This window comes from Streptomyces sp. NPDC006602, assembly GCF_042870385.1.
In the GTDB taxonomy this organism is placed as follows: domain Bacteria; phylum Actinomycetota; class Actinomycetes; order Streptomycetales; family Streptomycetaceae; genus Streptomyces.
The window spans coordinates 51,881-67,920 of the sequence record NZ_JBIAHG010000013.1; the positions used below are offsets into that span (position 1 = coordinate 51,881).

General features: G+C 72.0%; 12 protein-coding genes. 5 read left to right on the plus strand and 7 right to left on the minus strand.

All coding sequences use genetic code 11. The annotated features are described in order from the left end of the window. Window positions 1-245: 245 nt before the first annotated feature. On the minus strand, window positions 246-2,171 hold the full coding sequence (locus ACFYO2_RS28725; RefSeq protein WP_388355151.1) for an NAD-binding protein: 1,926 nt from the start codon (window positions 2,169-2,171) through the stop codon (window positions 246-248). Between the two features lie 275 nt (window positions 2,172-2,446). Here ACFYO2_RS28725 and ACFYO2_RS28730 point away from each other — a divergent pair, with 275 nt between their 5' ends. Beyond that, entirely contained in the window at window positions 2,447-3,493 is a 1,047-nt protein-coding gene (locus ACFYO2_RS28730) for a permease (RefSeq protein ID WP_388354875.1), read from the plus strand. Then, entirely contained in the window at window positions 3,490-4,209 is a 720-nt protein-coding gene (locus tag ACFYO2_RS28735) for a TIGR03943 family putative permease subunit (RefSeq protein ID WP_388354877.1), read from the plus strand. The genes ACFYO2_RS28730 and ACFYO2_RS28735 overlap by 4 nt, the downstream gene beginning before the upstream one ends. 2 nt (window positions 4,210-4,211) lie before the next feature. On the opposite strand, the gene ACFYO2_RS28740 is transcribed toward ACFYO2_RS28735, so the two are convergent. Further along, window positions 4,212-5,498: a serine/threonine-protein kinase gene (locus ACFYO2_RS28740; RefSeq protein WP_388354878.1), complete on the minus strand. Its 1,287-nt coding sequence runs from the start codon at window positions 5,496-5,498 to the stop codon at window positions 4,212-4,214. Window positions 5,499-5,787: 289 nt separating this feature from the next. On the opposite strand from ACFYO2_RS28740, the gene ACFYO2_RS28745 reads away from it, so the two are divergent. Together ACFYO2_RS28745 and ACFYO2_RS28750 are read left to right on the plus strand one after the other, a co-directional pair. Next, window positions 5,788-7,014 carry an amidohydrolase family protein gene (locus ACFYO2_RS28745; protein WP_388354880.1) on the plus strand — a complete coding sequence of 409 codons (1,227 nt, stop codon included), beginning with the start codon at window positions 5,788-5,790 and terminating at the stop codon, window positions 7,012-7,014. Window positions 7,015-7,043: 29 nt separating this feature from the next. Further along, the gene (locus ACFYO2_RS28750) at window positions 7,044-7,241 is read left to right on the plus strand and encodes a ferredoxin (protein WP_388354882.1); all 198 of its coding nucleotides are present in this window, start codon (window positions 7,044-7,046) and stop codon (window positions 7,239-7,241) included. A gap of 20 nt (window positions 7,242-7,261) precedes the next feature. On the opposite strand, the gene ACFYO2_RS28755 is transcribed toward ACFYO2_RS28750, so the two are convergent. From ACFYO2_RS28755 to ACFYO2_RS28765, 3 genes are all read right to left on the minus strand, one after another. Then, entirely contained in the window at window positions 7,262-8,017 is a 756-nt protein-coding gene (locus tag ACFYO2_RS28755; protein WP_388354884.1) for a glycosyltransferase family 2 protein, read from the minus strand. A 273-nt stretch (window positions 8,018-8,290) separates the two neighbouring features. Then, window positions 8,291-12,334, minus strand: a complete 4,044-nt coding sequence (locus ACFYO2_RS28760) for an AAA family ATPase (RefSeq protein ID WP_388354886.1) — start codon at window positions 12,332-12,334, stop codon at window positions 8,291-8,293. Between the two features lie 441 nt (window positions 12,335-12,775). Further along, entirely contained in the window at window positions 12,776-13,561 is a 786-nt protein-coding gene (locus tag ACFYO2_RS28765; protein WP_388354888.1) for an MBL fold metallo-hydrolase, read from the minus strand. A gap of 91 nt (window positions 13,562-13,652) precedes the next feature. Between ACFYO2_RS28765 and ACFYO2_RS28770 the strand changes: the two genes are divergently transcribed. Continuing rightward, window positions 13,653-14,252, plus strand: coding sequence for a CGNR zinc finger domain-containing protein (locus ACFYO2_RS28770; protein ID WP_388354889.1), 600 nt, complete (start codon window positions 13,653-13,655; stop codon window positions 14,250-14,252). Window positions 14,253-14,381: 129 nt separating this feature from the next. Here ACFYO2_RS28770 and ACFYO2_RS28775 read toward each other — a convergent pair whose 3' ends face one another. Together ACFYO2_RS28775 and ACFYO2_RS28780 are read right to left on the minus strand one after the other, a co-directional pair. Beyond that, a complete protein-coding gene (locus ACFYO2_RS28775) occupies window positions 14,382-14,729 on the minus strand; it encodes a hypothetical protein (RefSeq protein WP_388354891.1) in 348 nt (115 codons plus the stop codon). Window positions 14,730-15,035: 306 nt separating this feature from the next. Then, the gene (locus tag ACFYO2_RS28780; protein ID WP_388354893.1) at window positions 15,036-15,926 is read right to left on the minus strand and encodes a BTAD domain-containing putative transcriptional regulator; all 891 of its coding nucleotides are present in this window, start codon (window positions 15,924-15,926) and stop codon (window positions 15,036-15,038) included. Between the last annotated feature and the right edge of the window lie 114 nt (window positions 15,927-16,040).

Below are 16,040 nucleotides of genomic sequence, written 5' to 3' on the forward strand. Positions count from 1 at the left end.
CGACGCCCGGCACGCACTCTCGCCGCACCGGACGAAAGCCCAAGTACGTCCAGTACGAGGGCTTCCGTCCGGCACGCCGAGAGCACGCACCGGACGCCGCTCCTTGACGGGCAAACGTTGCCTGCCGCGGCACTAGCTGCGAGGAGAGGTCCACCTTTTGATCGACCGATTCGGGCGGTGGGTGGGCATGGGCCGGGGGCCCAGGGGCCGGGAGCCCCCTGGCGGGGGTGCCAGGAGCAGAGCCCCTACGCTTCCGCCCGCTCCCGCCGGGCCCGCCGACCCAGCAACTCCGCGAGTCCCCTCCGGGTAGCCGCCAGCACCACCCGATCCGACCCGCGCAACACATACGTGTCCGGCAGGTCCCACACCAGCCCGGAACCCCGTTCGTCCTCGTCCTGGGATGCCTCCTCCGAGGCCGACTCACCCCGCCGTCCGCCGGAGGCACCCGTGTCCAACGCCAACACCCGCCAGGCCCCCGCCCTGAACGCCTCCCCGACCGTCTTCCCTTCCAGCTCCGGGTGCCCGCCCACCTCCACGGCGGCGAACAACAGCACCCGCCGCTCGACCGGGATCGCCCCCAGGATCTGCCGCCCCATCATCGCCCCGGCGAACGCGGGCGCCGCCAGATGCGTCACGCTCCGGCTCCGCGTGGACGCACCGGGATGCGCGGCCCTCAGGGTGCGGTACACGGCGGTCGCGAAGTCGTCGTCGTACAGACGGAGGACCACCCGTAGGTCGGGCTGTACGGACCGTGCGTACAGCACGGCTTCCAGGTTGGTCGTGTCCGCGCTGGTCACCGCGAGCAGCGCGTTCGCGCGGTGGATCTTGGCGGCCTCCAGGACGCCTTCCTGGGTGACGTCGCCGAGCACGACGGGCACCCTGAGCCGCCGTGCGGTGGCGAGCCCGCGCGCGTCGGGGTCGGACTCGACGCAGACCACGGGGATGTCGAGTTCCCGCAGGCGCGTCAGTACCCGGGTGCCGATCTTGCCGAGTCCGAGCAGCACGACGTGTCCGCCGAGCCCGCGCGGCGGTTTGCGCAGCGCGGAGGCGCTCCGGAAGGTGCCCAGCGCTTCGAGCACCGCGGCGAGCAGCACCGGCAGCAGCAGCAACCCGACCAGACCGGAGAGCAGTTGGAGGATCTGGCGGCCGGTGGACGCGCCGACGGCGGGGTCGTTGATGGCGAACATGTCGAGCAGGGTCAGGTAGGTCGCCTGCACCGGGTGGTCCCCGGTGACCAGCGTCAACGCGACCGCGAGCGCGACCACGCACCCCACGAGCCCGGCCAGCGACCACCGCAGCCGCCGCGAGAACAGCGAGGCGAACGGCGGCACGATCCCGCGCCCGGCGGGCAGCGAGGGCCCGGAGTACGACACCTGCTCCAGTACGACGGTTCCGCGCCCGGCGGCGTCCCGTACCGTCGCCGCGTCGGGCAGCAGGAGTGGCCCCTGCTCCCCGCTCTCGGGACCGTTCGCGTCGCCGGCCGGGTCGCTGGGCGTCGCGGTCGCGGACAGCAGCGCCAGCGTGGCCAAGCCCGGGTCGGGGGTCTCGCCGGGCCGGGGCACCGGTCGTTCCACCGCGCGCAGCATCAGCCCGTCGGTCTGGACGACCTTGCTGGTGCCGGCGACGGCGCTCGCGGCCAGCGCGGGTGCGGCCGTGTCGGCGTCGGACATCACGGTCGTAGAGGCGTCGAACACCGCGGCGGGCCCCGTCGTACCACCCGTCGCCAGCGCGGCCGCCTGGTCGAGGAGTTCCTCGATGTGCTGCCCCAACCGCCGGTTGTAGAGCCGTAGTACGAGCCGGAGCGTGGGATTGAGGCGGCGGGCGGTGAGGGCGGCACGGATGTTGGTCTCGTCGTCGTCGTACACGAGGGCGAGAGCGGCCGCCCGCTCCACACCCGCCTCGGCGAGCACGTTCTCGGTCGCCTCGGCGGCCGCCACGAGCACCGGCTCGTCGCCCACCGGATCGCCCGAAGTGCCGTTGCCACCGGCCCGGTTGACGGCCGCGTTCACCACCCGGTCCAGCAGCGCCGAGGCCCCGCGGGAACGTCCGACGACCGGCGGGCGCACGGTGCGCTCGGCCGGCGGCACCACGAGCGTGACCTGCTCGCCGTACACCCCGCGCAACTCGGCCGCCAGCCGATGCGCGAGCCCGTCGTCACCGCACACCACCATGTGCGCGGCACCCGCATCACCCGGCGGACTCTGATTCGGAACGCTCACCACAAGGGCCAAGACTGCCTCACCGGTACGGGTGGTTGCACGGCCGGGTCCAGAACCGCTGCGTGGCACCGTCCCTGTCCCTGTCCCCGTCCCCGCCCCCGAGCCCGATCTCCCTGCGCCTGTCGTACCGTTCCCACAGATGATCCCGCGCGGAGTTGAGCAATGGCGGCGGAATCCTCGTACAGAAGAAAAGGGATCGTCCCCGAAAGCCCGGAGGTACCTCGCCCGTGGCCATCACCAAAGCCGCCCCGCAGCGGACGGGCGAGGACGCGAGCCCGCCGGGGGGCGAGCGGAAGCAGGAAGCGCCAAGAGCGCGGGACGAGCGGCGGCGGCTCGACTCGCCGCTCGCCCTCACGCTGTTGCTGGTCATGATGGTGCTCGCCCAGGGCCCCATGCGCCGCGCTCTCGGCGCACCCGTCATGCAGAGCTGGACGACCGTGTTCGTCGCCGTGATCGTGCAGGCGCTGCCCTTCCTCGTGTTGGGTGTGCTGCTGTCGGCGGCGATCGCGGTGTTCGTGCCGGCGTCGTTCTTCGCCCGGGCGCTGCCCAAGAGGCCTGCTCTGGCGGTACCGGTGGCGGGGGCGGCGGGGGTGGTGCTGCCGGGGTGCGAGTGCGCGTCGGTGCCCGTGGCCGGGGCGTTGGTGCGGCGGGGGGTCACGCCGGCCGCGGCGCTGGCGTTTCTGCTGTCCGCGCCGGCGATCAACCCGATCGTGCTGACGGCCACGGCTGTCGCCTTCCCCAACGACCCTGAGATGGTCCTCGCCCGACTCGTCGCGAGCCTGCTCGTGGCGTGCGTGATGGGCTGGTTGTGGCTGCGGCTGGGCCGCACCGACTGGCTGCGGCCGCCCGCCCGGGAGACGTACGACGGTCAGGGCCGGGGCGCCGCCTTCTGGGGCTCGGTCCGGCACGACGTGATGCACGCGGGCGGGTTCCTGGTCATCGGAGCGATGGCCGCCGCGACGCTCAAGGCGGTGGTGCCTCAGGAGTGGCTGCGGGTCGCGGCCGAGCATCCGGTCGTCTCGGTGCTGGCGCTCGCGATTCTCGCCGTACTGCTGTCGATCTGCTCGGAGGCGGACGCGTTCGTGGCCGCGTCACTGACGCAGTTCTCGCTCACCGCCCGGCTGACGTTCCTCGTCGTCGGGCCGATGATCGACCTGAAGCTGTTCGCGATGCAGGCGGGGACCTTCGGGCGCGGTTTCGCGCTGCGGTTCGCGCCCACGACCTTCGTCCTCGCCGTCGCGGTGTCGGTGCTGACCGGGGCGGTCCTGCTGTGAACCGGCAGGCGCAGGCCGCGGTCCTGTTCCTGCTCGGCGCGGCCCTGCTGCACGCGGGCCTCACCGACCTCTACCTGCGGTACGTCAAGGCCGGGCTGCGTCCGATGCTGCTGGCCTCTGGCGTCGTACTGATCGCGGCGGCGGTGGCGACGGTCTGGTACGAGTGGCGGGCGAGGAAGCAGCAGCACGGGGACGATGGTCATGCGCACCCCGAACCCCGCGTCTCCTGGCTCCTCGTCCTGCCCCTCCTCGCCCTGATCCTCGTCGCCCCGCCCGCCCTCGGCTCGTACAGCGCCCTGCGCACCGGTACGGCCCTGCAACAGCCGTTCGGCTACGCCGCGTTGCCCCCCGACGGACCGCTCCGCCTCAGCCTCGTCGACTACGCGGGCCGCGCGGCCTACGACCACGGACGTTCCCTCGGCGACCGGCAGGTCAAGGTCACCGGGTTCGTCGCGCTGGACCGCACCGGGGCGCCGTACCTGGTCCGCATGGCCCTCAACTGCTGTGCCGCGGACGCCCAGCCGGTCAAGGTCGGCCTGACCGGCAGGATCCCGCCGGTGCTGCAGCCGGACACCTGGCTGGAGGTCACCGGCACGTACACGGCCAAGCGGACCAAGGACCCGGTCAACGGCGGCCCGATCCCGTTCATCGAGGTCAGCTGCGCCGCACCGGCCAAGGCGCCCAAGGACCCGTACGACGAGACCTGGAACAACTGACCTCAGCCCTCCTCGTCTCCGTCGCCCTGCTCCTCGTCCTGGTCGTTGCTCTTGTCCTGACCGTCCTTGCCCTTCTTGCCGTCGTCCGTCGTGGAGGGGGAGGGCGACGGGGGCGTGGGGGAGGGCTCGGGTGTGTCGGAGAGGTTGGTCGCGGACGCCTCGCCTGCCTCACCCGCCCCGGAGGTAACCGGTGTCGAGGCCGTGGCAGAGCCGCTCGTGGTGGCCGGTGTACCGCTCCGGGGGCGGTCCGCCGAGCTGTCGCCCGGTGAGAACCAGAGCATCCCGGCGAGCATCGCGGCGAGGAAGACCAGGACCCCGGCGACCGTCCCCATCACCCTCGGCCGGCGCGGGAACCCCGGCCGCCCGGCACGCGCCGCACCGCGGGACCGGGACGGCGGCCGTACGACGGCGGACGGCAGTGTGTACGTGGTCGCCGTGACCGGAGCGGCGGGTTCGGGTTCCGGCAACGGTTCCGACCGTCCCTGCCACGCCCCGCCGCCGAACCACTCGGCGATCTGCGGCGCGGTGGGGCGGTCCTCGGGCCGCTTGGCGAGGAGCCCGAGGAGGAAGTTCTCGAAGGCGGGCGGGAGTTCGGCGCGGACCTGCCGGATCGGTACGGGGGTGGCGTCGAGGTGCTGGTGCAGGATCGCCACGGCGGTGTCGGCCTGGAAGGGCGGGCGCCCGGTGAGGAGTTGGTAGAGCAGACAGCCCAGCGCGTAGACGTCCGAGGCCGGACCGGCGGCCTGCCCCAGCGCGCGTTCGGGGGCGAGGTAGAGGCTGGTGCCGACGATCTGGCCGGTGGTGGTGAGCGCGCCGGACGGGTCGTCGACGAAGCGGGCGATGCCGAAGTCGCCGATCTTCAGGGTGCCGTCGGCGTCCAGCAGCAGGTTGGCGGGCTTGATGTCGCGGTGCACGATGCCCTGCTGGTGGGCGGCGGCGAGCCCGGCGGCGGCCTGTGCGGCGATCCGGGCCACCTGCTCGACGGGGAGCGGTCCCGCGGTGCTGAGCCGGCGGGCGAGGCTGTCGCCCTCGACCAGTTCCATCACCAGGAAGAGCCGGCCGTCGTACTCGCCGAAGTCGTACACGCCCACCACGTGCGGGTGGTTGAGCCGGCCGGCGGTCTGGGCCTCCAGCCGGAAGCGCGAGGTCGCCGTCGGATCGGAGTCGTGGGGGAGGAGGAGCTTCACGGCCACCCTCCTGCCGAGCGTCTCGTCGACCGCCCGCCAGACCTCCCCCATCGCGCCGCGTCCGATCGGATCCTGCAGCCGGTACCGGCCCGCTATCAGCACCTGTGTTTCATCCTCATGCCGTGAATACCGTGAATGCCGTGAATAACGTGAATGCCGTACATACCGCGATGACGTCTCGACCGCCGCGGGACTCAACGCCCCACGGTGACACGGGTGATGGTGGGGGATGCCGCAGTCGGCCCAGCCTACCGGCGCAGCGACCCCGCCGAGATCCGTCCTCCCACGATCAAGGCGGCGTGTATTGCTGCCGCAGGAGGCTCCCCCTACGCTTTATCTGATGGGTCGTCAGATTCGTGCCGGGATATCGGCAGGCAGCAGGGGGCAAGCAGTGGTCAGTGTCAGTGTCGACAGCAGCGCCAGGGAACTGCCCAAGGTCATCAGCGTTGACGATCATGTGATCGAGCCCGCGCATCTCTTCGAGACGTGGCTTCCGGCGAAGTACCGGGACAGGGGGCCGAAGCCGTTCACCGCGGGTATCGGTGATCTTCAGTACGTCGGGGGGAAGTACCGGTTCACGACCGACCCGGAGGGTCAGCTCACCGACTGGTGGGAGTACGAGGGCGAGCTGTTCCCGTACAAGCGCATCATCGCGGCCGTCGGCTTCTCGCGGGACGAGATGACGCTCGACGGGATCACGCGGGAGCAGATGCGGCGGGGTTGCTGGGATCCGAAGGCCCGGCTGGAGGACATGGACATGAACCATGTGGAGGGCTCGCTCTGCTTCCCCACCTTCCCCCGCTTCTGCGGGCAGACCTTCGCGGAGGCCAAGGACAAGGAGGTCGGGCTCGCGTGCGTGCGGGCGTACAACGACTGGATGGTCGAGGAGTGGTGCGGCGACAGCGGCGGCCGGCTCATCCCGCTGTGCCTCATCCCGCTGTGGGACATCGACCTGGCCGTCGCGGAGATCCGGCGCAACGCCGAACGGGGTGTACGGGCCGTGACGTTCAGCGAGATCCCGACGTATCTCGGGCTGCCGTCGATCCACTCCGGCTACTGGGACCCCTTCTTCGCGGCCTGCGAGGAGACCGGGACCGTGGTGAACATGCACATCGGGTCCTCGTCGCAGATGCCGGCCGCGTCCCCCGACGCTCCCCCCGCCGTCCAGGCCGCGCTGAGCTTCAACAACGCCATGGCGTCGATGATGGACTTCCTCTTCTCCGGGGTCCTGGTGAAGTTCCCGCGACTGAAACTGGCGTACAGCGAGGGGCAGATGGGCTGGATCCCGTACGCCCTGGAACGCGCCGACGACGTCTGGGAGGAGCACCGGGCGTGGGGCGGGGTCAAGGACCTGATCCCGGAGCCGCCGTCGACGTACTACTACCGGCAGATCTTCTGCTGCTTCTTCCGCGACAAGCACGGCATCGAGGCGATCAGGACGGTCGGCGAGGACAACGCGACCTTCGAGACGGACTACCCGCACGTCGACTCGACCTGGCCGCACACCAAGCAGGTCGCCGCGGAACATGTGGCCGGCCTCTCCGACGAGGTGACGTACAAGCTGCTGCGGGGCAACGCCATCCGGATGCTGGAGCTTCCCTTCGACAAGGGTGCCTAGAAGGGGCGTTCGACGGGCAGGCACTGCGTATGAAGGTCTCCGTCGATTCCAACCTGTGCTACGGCTCCTTCGATTGCGTCTACCGCGTTCCGTCCGTCTTCACGGTGACGGACGGATTCGGCGCCGTCATACCCGGCCGCGAGGACACCGGCGACGATCCGGACGTGCGGGAGGCGGCCGAGCTCTGCCCGTCGCAGGCGATCACCGTCAGCGAGCGGAACGGTTAGCGCCGCTGCAGGCATCGGCACTAGCGGACCGGCCAGCTCCACCCCGACCCCGCGAGCGCCCGCGCCCGCGCCTCCACCACGGCCATCCGCGCCCCCCGCTCGACGGTGTCCACGTGAGCCGCCTGCCCGGTCGCCTGCCCCTCCCACTTCCGGTAGAGCAGCCCGACCTCGGACGAGAACCACCCACGGCTCACGGAGTTCAGCGCCAGCAGCAGCCCCGTGTCCTCGGACGCCGGCAGCGCCATCCAGCCGCCGAGAGTCAGCAGTAGATCCCGTCGTACGAAGAGGGTCGCCGGGTGGACCTGGGCGCGGAAGCCGTTGGCCCGCCAGAAGGCGAGCACCGCGCCGCGCTCGATCGGTCCGTCGGCCGGGTCCCCGGGAAAACCCGCGGTCGAGCCGTCCGGAAACCGGTCCAGGACGCGGGAGGTCGCCCAGCCGATCGTCGGATCGGCTTCCAGGGCGGCCAGGTCGCGGGCCAGGGTGCCGGGGGTGAGTTGGTCGTCGGCGTCGAGGATCTTCACGTACGCGCCCTCCGCGTGCGCGAGCGCGATCGTGCGGGCGACACCGGGGCCGCCGGGACGCCCCTGCCGGAAAGTCACCCGGTCGTCGTCGGGGACGTACGGGGCGACGGCGTTCGTCTGTCCGTCCTCCTGGATCACCCAGTGCCACTCCCAGCCGCCCGGTAACTCCTGGTCGCACAGCGACCTGTGGGCCTCGGGGAGGAAGCGGGCCGAGGGGGCGTGGACAGCGGTGACGATGATGATGCGCCGGGTCACGGCGACACCCACCACCTTTCCAGGGGAGTGGAGAAACGAGCTCCGTGCGGTCGCCGGCCCACGGCTGAGCGCCCGGAGCCCGGGCACGTAAACGCCCGACCGCTGGCGACGGGGGATGCACCAGCGATCGGGCTATGGCCAACAGTAACAAGGCTGCTTGTCCGGCGGGAGTCGACTGCTGAGCCGTAGCAAGAAGTTGTGAGCGGGATCACGCGACCCAGCCTCTTCCGTCACTCGCCGCGCGGCGGCCCGTCACCGGTCGAACGATGGCCGTCACCGGTCGCAAGGCGGCTCGTACGACAGCCGCGGCAGGTACTCGTGCCACTTCTCCGGTGTCAGAACGCCCCGGGTGGTCGAGCAGATGCGGCTGATGGCGTCGTCGACGTCGAGGTTCCACAGCCGGACGGTGTCGGTGCCGCTGGACACCCCGATCATGTGGCTCTTGGGGCTGAAGGACAGGAAGTTGCCCGTCTTGGCGTTGGGGCTCATCGACTGGCCGATGGGAGAGGCGTGGGCGGGGTCCCCGGCGTCCCAGAGGCGGACCGTGTTGTCGTTGCCGCCGCTGGCCAGGGTGTCGCCGTCCACGCTGAAGGTCAGCGACACGACCGCCTCGGTGTGGCCGGTGAGGGGGGAGCCCAGTCCGGTCGCCTCGGCGGGGTCGGTGACGTTCCACAGCCGTACGGTGTCGTCGTCGCTGCCGCTGGCCAGCGTGTGGCCGTCCGGGCCGAACGCGAGCACGTTGACGGGGCCGACGTGGCCCGTGAGCGGGGCGCCGAGGGACTTGGTGCGGCTCGGGTCGGTGACGTTCCACAGCCGGACGCTGCCGTCCGCGCTGCCGCTGGCCAGCGTGTGGCCGTCCGGGCTGAACGCGAGGGCGTTGACGTAGCCCTTGTGGCCGGTGAGCGGCGTACCGAACGGAACGACGTGGGAGGGGTCGCGCACGTTCCACAGCTGGAGGGTGCGCTCGTCGTAGGCGGTCGCGAGGGTGCGCCCGTCGGGGCTGAAGGCCAGCGCGTCGGGGCCCATGAACCGGGTCCGCAGGGTGAGGGGCGGCCCGTAGGAGGCCGGCCGGGTCGGGTCGGTGACGTTCAGCAGGTACACCTCCCGGCTGCCCGTCAGCACCGCGAGCGTGTGGCCGTCGGGGGAGAACGCCAGCGAACGCTGGCCCTCGTCACTGGGCATGAACGGCTCGCTCAGGGACACCGGCCGGTCGGGAGTGTCCACGTTCCACAGCCGGATCCGTCCGTCGCGCGCGGCCGTGGCGAGCACCCGCCCGTCCGGCCGGAACGCCCCGCTCCGGCCGATCATGTCCGACGTCGGGATCGACCACAGGCGGACCTTGCTGTCGCCGCTCCCGGTGGCGAGGGTGCGGCCGTCCGGGCTGAAGCCCAGCGCGTACATCTCGCCGCTGCTGCCCGCGAGCGGCTCGCCGACCTGCGCCGGGTACGCCGGATCGCTGACGTTCCACAGGCTCGCCGTGCTGTCCGCGCTGGCGGCGGCGAGCGTCGTACCGTCGGGGCTGAAGGCCACGGACCACACCGCGCCGGTGTGGCCGGTGAGCGGCCCGCCGACGGCCTCGGCGTGCGCGGGATCGGCCACGTCCCACAGCCGTACGGTGTCGTCCGCGCTGCCGCTGGCGAGGGTGCGGCCGTCGGGGCTGAAGGCCACGGAGTGCACGAGGGCCGTGTGGCCCCTCAGCACCGGGCCGACCCGCTTGGGACGGCGAGGGTCGGCCGTGTTCCACAGCCGGATCGTGTCGTCGTCGCCGCCGGTCGCCAACGTCCGCCCGTCGGGGCTGAAGGCCACGGCGCGGACCGCGGCCGTGTGCCCGGTGAGAGCGCCGAGCGCCTTCGGCCGGCCCGGGTCCGCCATGTCCCACAGGTGTACGGTCCGGTCCTCGCCGGCGGAGGCCAGTGTCCGTCCGTCCGGGCTGAAGGCGAGCAGGTAGATCGTGCCCTCATGCCCGGTCAGGGGCTTGCCCAGCGGGATCGGATGCCGGGGGTCCCGTACGTCCCACAGGCGAATGGTGCCGTCGTCCCCGGCGCTGGCGAGAGTGGTGCCGTCCGGGCTGAAGACCGCGCTGCTCACCCAGCTCGTGTGCCCGGTGAGGGGCTTGCCCAGGGGTTTGGGGTGCGTCGGGTCCCGCACGTCCCACAGGCGTACGGTCCGGTCGTAGCTGGCGGTGGCCAGCGTGTGTCCGTTCGGGCTGAACGAGGTGAGGTAGACGGCGCCGGTGTGGCCGAGCAGCGGGGTGGCCAGGGGGGCGTTCACGATCGAGATCAGCCGGTTCTTCGTGCCCTCGTCGCCGGGCCGCAGGTCGTGGGCGACCAGGTCGAGCTGGGCGGACAACGAGGGGTCCGTGTACTGGACGCGGTCCGCCTCGGCGACCACCTGTTCGAACATCGCGTCGTTGCGCTGCTGCCACGCGATCACCGCCGCGCCGACGGCCACCATGGCCAGCACGACCAGCGCCGACACCGCGCCGCGGCTGATCCAGACGGTCCGCCTGCGCAGCCTGACCGAGGCGGCCAGGAAGTCCACCGCGCTGCGGGTCAGGAAGGTCTCGCCGGCGGACTTCGCCCAGGTGTGGGCCTGTTCCAGCCGCGAACCCCGGTAGAGGAGGGAGGTGTCGCGGTGGGAACCCTCCCAGGCGCGGCCGTCCTCCTCGAGACGCTGGCGCAGCAGATGGTCGCTGCGGCCCTCGTCGATCCAGTCGCGCAGCCGGGGCCAGGCGGTCAGCAGCGCCTCGTGGGTGATCTCCACCGTCTCCGCGTCGAGCGTCACCAACCGGGCGCGTACGAGGGCTTCGAGCGACTCCTCCGTCTTGTCCGGGTCCCTCGACTCCTGAGCCAACTGCCGTCGCGTCCCGCGCCGACGGGTCGCCTGGGTGTCCTCGCCCAGCCGGACGAGGCGGAGCAGCAGCAGCCGCGCGGCCGTACGCGCCGCCGGGTCCAGCCCGGACCAGGCCCGCTCGGCGGTCGCCGCCACCGCGCCCTGGATGCCGCCCGCCGCGCGGTAGCCGGCCAGCGTCAGCCGGCCGCCCTTGCGGCGCTGCCAGGTGGCGAGCAGCGCGTGGGACAGCAGCGGCAGCACTCCCGCGTCGTGCGCGCCGCGCGGCCCGTCGGCGCTCACCTCCCGGGTGATCAGCTCCGCCAGGCCGGGCTCCATCTCCAGCCCGACGGCCTTGGCGGGCCCGGTCACCGCTTCCCGCAACTCCGCGGTGGTCAGCGGCCCGAGCACCATGTGCCGGTGCTGGAGCGCGTCGGCCAGTTCGGGATACCCGAGGCACTGCTCGTAGAAATCGGCCCGGATGCCGAGGACCACGAGCACGGGGGGTTGCTCACCCAGCCCGGCGGGCGTGCACGCGGCGTGCAGGAACTGGATGAACCTCCTCCGCTCGGCCTCGTCGGAGCAGAGGGTGAACGCCTCCTCGAACTGGTCCACGATGACGACCGGAGGGGCGGGGTTCTCACAGCGCGCCGCCCACGCGGTGACGGTGTCCCTCACGGCCTGGGTCTCCTCCGCGCTCGACGCGCCGGACCCGCCGGAGGTGCCGGACCCGCCGGACGTGCCGGACGCGCCGGAGGTGCCGGACGCGCCGGAGGTGCCTGACGCGACCTCCGCGAGCCCGGGTATCCGGCCGGTCAGCTCCGCGAGCGGATCGGCGCCCGGTACGAGCTGGAGCACCTCCCGCGCCGGGGCGTCGCTCTCGCCGCCCGGCGCGCCCTGCCGCAGGGCGGGTACCAGGCCGGCGTTGAGCAGGGAGGACTTTCCCGCCCCCGAGGCGCCGACGAGCATCACCAGGCCGCCCGTCTTCTCCGCCGCACGCAGCTGGGCGGCGAGGGCCTCGGTGCTGCGCCCCCGGCCGAAGAACCAGCGGGCGTCCTCCTGACGGTAGGAGGCGAGCCCGCGATACGGGCACACACCGGCCCGCTGCTCCTCCTCCCCCTCCGCAGGGGCGGCGGCCCGCTCCCCGGCCGGATCGGCCACCGCCCGTTCCCACAGCCGCTGCCACTGGCCCAGGTCGTAGAGCCCGGGCGCCACCGGCGCGGGCCGCTCGCGGCGGGCCTGGGGAATCAGGACCTGCAGTACGGCGGACAGCGCGGCGAACTGCGCGGGCACGTTCTTCGCCCGCCGCCAGTCGCTGATCCGCTGGGCGGACACCCGTACGGCCCGCCCGCGTTCGTCGACCCGCTGAAGCCGTACGACCGCTTCCGACACGCTCTTGAGGGGTGGGTTGCCGGCCTCCCTGTACAGCAGCGCGAGGCGTTCGGCGAAGGCCGTGCGTGCCCCTGAGTCGGAACTCAAGGCGTCCACCCCTTACTGCTCCGCGCTTGGACATCCGGACCATCGGCCCGTTCGGACCACCGGACCACCGGTCCGTCCCGGCTGTCCGGACCCTTGGACCATCCGGACCGGAAAACTCACTTTATATGGCTGACCTGCGGTTACGGATCCGGACCGGTACCGGAACCTCCTCAGCCGGGCCCCCTGCTGGCAGGATCACGACGCAACAGCGCAGCAATCGGACGTCGTCCAGACAGGCCACCAGCTCAGCGCTCGGAGAGACCACCCATGACGCCGTATGTTCTCGGCCAACTTCCGCCGGAAACACGACACGGCGCGCCGGTCTCCTTCCATGAGCACCAGAGCCCGTGGACCGACGCCGCCCGCATGGTTCGGCACCGGTCCCCACGAGGGGAGGGACCGGCGCCGGACGACGCGTGGCGCGCTCTGTTGCTGCGCTGTCGCTCTTCTTCAGGCCAGTTGCAGGCGGTCGGCCAGCCCGGCGGTCGTGAACGCCTTCACGACGTCCTCTCGGCCTTCGGTGAAGTGGGACCAGCTGTCGCAGTGCACCGGAACCACCCGGCGCGCGTCGAGGATCCGCGCCGCCTCGGCGGCCCCGGCGCTGTCCAGGACGAGCGGTTCGCCGTCGAAGAGCACCGGGAAGCGGGGGGCTCCGGCGAACAGGACGGCCGTGTCGACCGGCCCGAAGCGCTCGGCGATCCGCCGCACCGCGTCGAGTGAGGCGTTGTCGCCGCTGACGTAGACGGTCGACAGGCCCTCGCCCGTCAGCACGAAGCCGACGACCTGTCCGGTGACCGGCACGACGTCCTCATGCGTCCCCGGTCCGTGGATCGCGGGCACGCCGGTCACGGTGACCGTGCCGCCGCCCGGGCGGTCCAGCTCGACCGACTCCCAGTCCTCGAGTCCCTTGGCGCCGCCGCCCAGACGCCGGCCGCCGCCGGGCGTGGTAAGGGTGAGCGGGACGTCGGCGAGCAGGGCACGGCCGGAGCGGTCGAGGTTGTCGGCGTGCTCGTCGTGCGAGAGGAGCACCACGTCGATACGGCCCAGATCGCCGGGGGCGGCGGCCGAGGGCGCGGTCTTGGTCAGGAGCGGCCGGCCGGGCGTCCGGTAGTCGCCGGGCGCGTCGAAGGTGGGGTCGGTCAGGAAGCGCAGGCCGCCGTACTCGAAGAGGGCGGTGGGGCCGCCGAGGACGCGGACGGGGAGCTGGGCGGCGTTCGTGCGGGCAGGGGTCGTCATGAAGGCACACACCTCACGGATGGGAGTGACTCTATCCGTGAGAGACAGTAGTCGTGTCTCACGGATGGCGGCAAGCCGTACCATGAGAGCCATGCAGGAGACCGCGACCGCCGAGCCCGCACCGCCGCCCGCGCCGGGCGCGGAGCAGTACCTCGCCCTCGACTTCGCCAACACCGCCATCGCGCTGCCCGGCGGCCAGTTCCTCGACCTCCTCGGCACCCCCGCCGCCGCCAACCAGTGGCTGTACGAGCGCGGACTCGCCCCGGCGGACGCCGGCATGCGGGAGATGTGCGCGGCGCAACTGCGCTCACTGCGCGAGAACGTCAGGGCGCTGTTGGCGTCCCGGGTCGCCGGGCTCCCGGCCCTGCCCGCGGCCCTCTCCGCCGTCAACGACGCGCTGACCAGGGCACCCACGGCCGCCCTGCTGCACTGGGACGAGAAGAACGGCCCCTACCGCGCCGCCCCGCACCCCACCACGCAGATCGTCGACCACGCCCTGGCCGTCCTCGCCGCCAACACGGCCGACCTGCTCACCGGCCCCGACGCCGAACGCCTCACCGCCTGTGGCTCCCCTCCCTGCGGCCGCTACCTCCTCAAGCACGGCCGCCGCCAGTGGTGCTCCACCCGCTGCGGCGACCGCGCCCGTGCGGCCCGCGCGTACGCCCGGCGTACGGGGCGCGAGACGGACTGACCGGCGCGCGGGGCAGCACTTTCACCGGCTCTTCGCCGGTCTCGGACCACGAGCCGTGGGGGGCGTCCCATGAGGGAATCGCGCCCGGTTCACCACCGGTCGGCTCGCCTGTTCGAACGGCGCGGCGCTCTAGAAGCGCAGCAGCCGTTGCGTGAGCTCCCGGTACTGCCGCAGCGCGAGGCGGAGCTCGGTGGACTCCTCTTCGGGATCCCGGTCCTCCCAGCCCTCGCGCATGACCCGCCGCACCTCGGCCAGGGCGCTCACGAGCTGGGCGGTGGCCTCGTCGAAGGCGCCCTCTGCCTCTTCCAGCGCTTCCCGCGGGGTGTCGGCGAACTTGTTGACGGCATGTCCGAGCCGCGTGGCGATCTGTTCCCGCTCGTCCGACGGGACCAGCGGTTCCGGCCCCGAGGTGCGGCGTCCGGACACCCCACGGGGCTGGTCCGCGGGCTGTTGGGCGCGTGTCTGGTCGTACATCATCAGTGCCGCTTTCCTGTGTGTCGTGCCGGGTGTTCCGGAGCGGCATGGCTCTGCGCCGTGCCGCCAGTCAACGTCCGACGTCGGCCCGTGTCAACGCGGACTCTCGTGCAGTGCCCGCGGCATCACACCTTCTGACGACGACCCTTCTCGGGGCGAGCCTCTCGAGGGCGTCGACGTCCGACGTGAAGACGGTGACGTCGCCCTGCCGGCGGGCGCGGGCCACCGAGCCGCCGAGTCGGGCGTCGGCGGACGGCCGCACCCGCCGCCCTGCCGTGACCGGTTGCCCGGCGCTGGGACCGTGGTGGCTCAGGTGAGCTGGTCGGGGCGCAGTGTGGGCAGGATCGTGCCGAGGCGGGGCAGGGTGGTCGGCTGCAGGGCCGGCAGGACCATCAGCTCCGGGTCCTGGAGGAGAAGTCGGGCGTGGAGTGCGCGCAGGCTCGGGCCCGGTTCGGCGCCCATCTCCTCGATGCCGCGGGCGCGGTGGTCGGAATACAGCTTCAGGGCCTCGTTGCCTCGGTCCGAGCGGTAGAGGGCCAGCATCAGCAGCCAGACGAAGCGTTCGCGCAGCGGGTACTTGTCCACCGCGTAGTGCAGGTCCGGGACGGCGTTGCGGTGTCTGCCCAGCTCCAGTTCGAGCTCCGCGCGTACCTCCATGTCGGAGAGGAAGCGCTCCTGGCGGTACAGCCGTTCGCGTTGGAGCATCGGGCCTTCGAGGCCCTCGGCGAGCGGTCCGGTGGACATGACGCGGGCTCGCTCCAGCAGTTCCGCCGCCTTGAGGATCTTGCCCTCGCGGGCTGCGCTGATCCCGGCCGACGCCAGCCCTTCGTACGCGTAGAGATCGACGTACGCGTTCCCGGTGTCCAGGTGGTAGCCACCCGCCGACCACTCCAGGGCTATGCCCTCCTCACAGGACGCTTCCGCCGCGAACAGGTCGCGGAGGCTGGAGACGGACTTCTGGATCAGGTTCTTGGCGTAGGCCGGGTAGTCCTCACCCCAGAGCGCCTCGATCAGTTGATCGATCCCTGTTTCGAGACCCCGCCTCAGCAGCAGCACGGCCAGCAGGGCGCGTTGCTTGGGCGGGCCCAGCTCCAGTGGGGTGTCGGCGTGTGCCACCTGAAGCGTGCCGAAGAGGCGGAAATGCCAGGGTGACTCGTCCCTGGGTTCGAAGCCGACCTCACGCAGCAGCACGCCTGACATGCGCAACCCCCCGGTCAATTAGCCATGCGACAGCAGGACGGTATGCACTGAAAGCGCTTTCTGCCAGTCAATAAGCGGCCGGAAGATTGCTCAAAGGCTGCCCGTGGCGGGCCC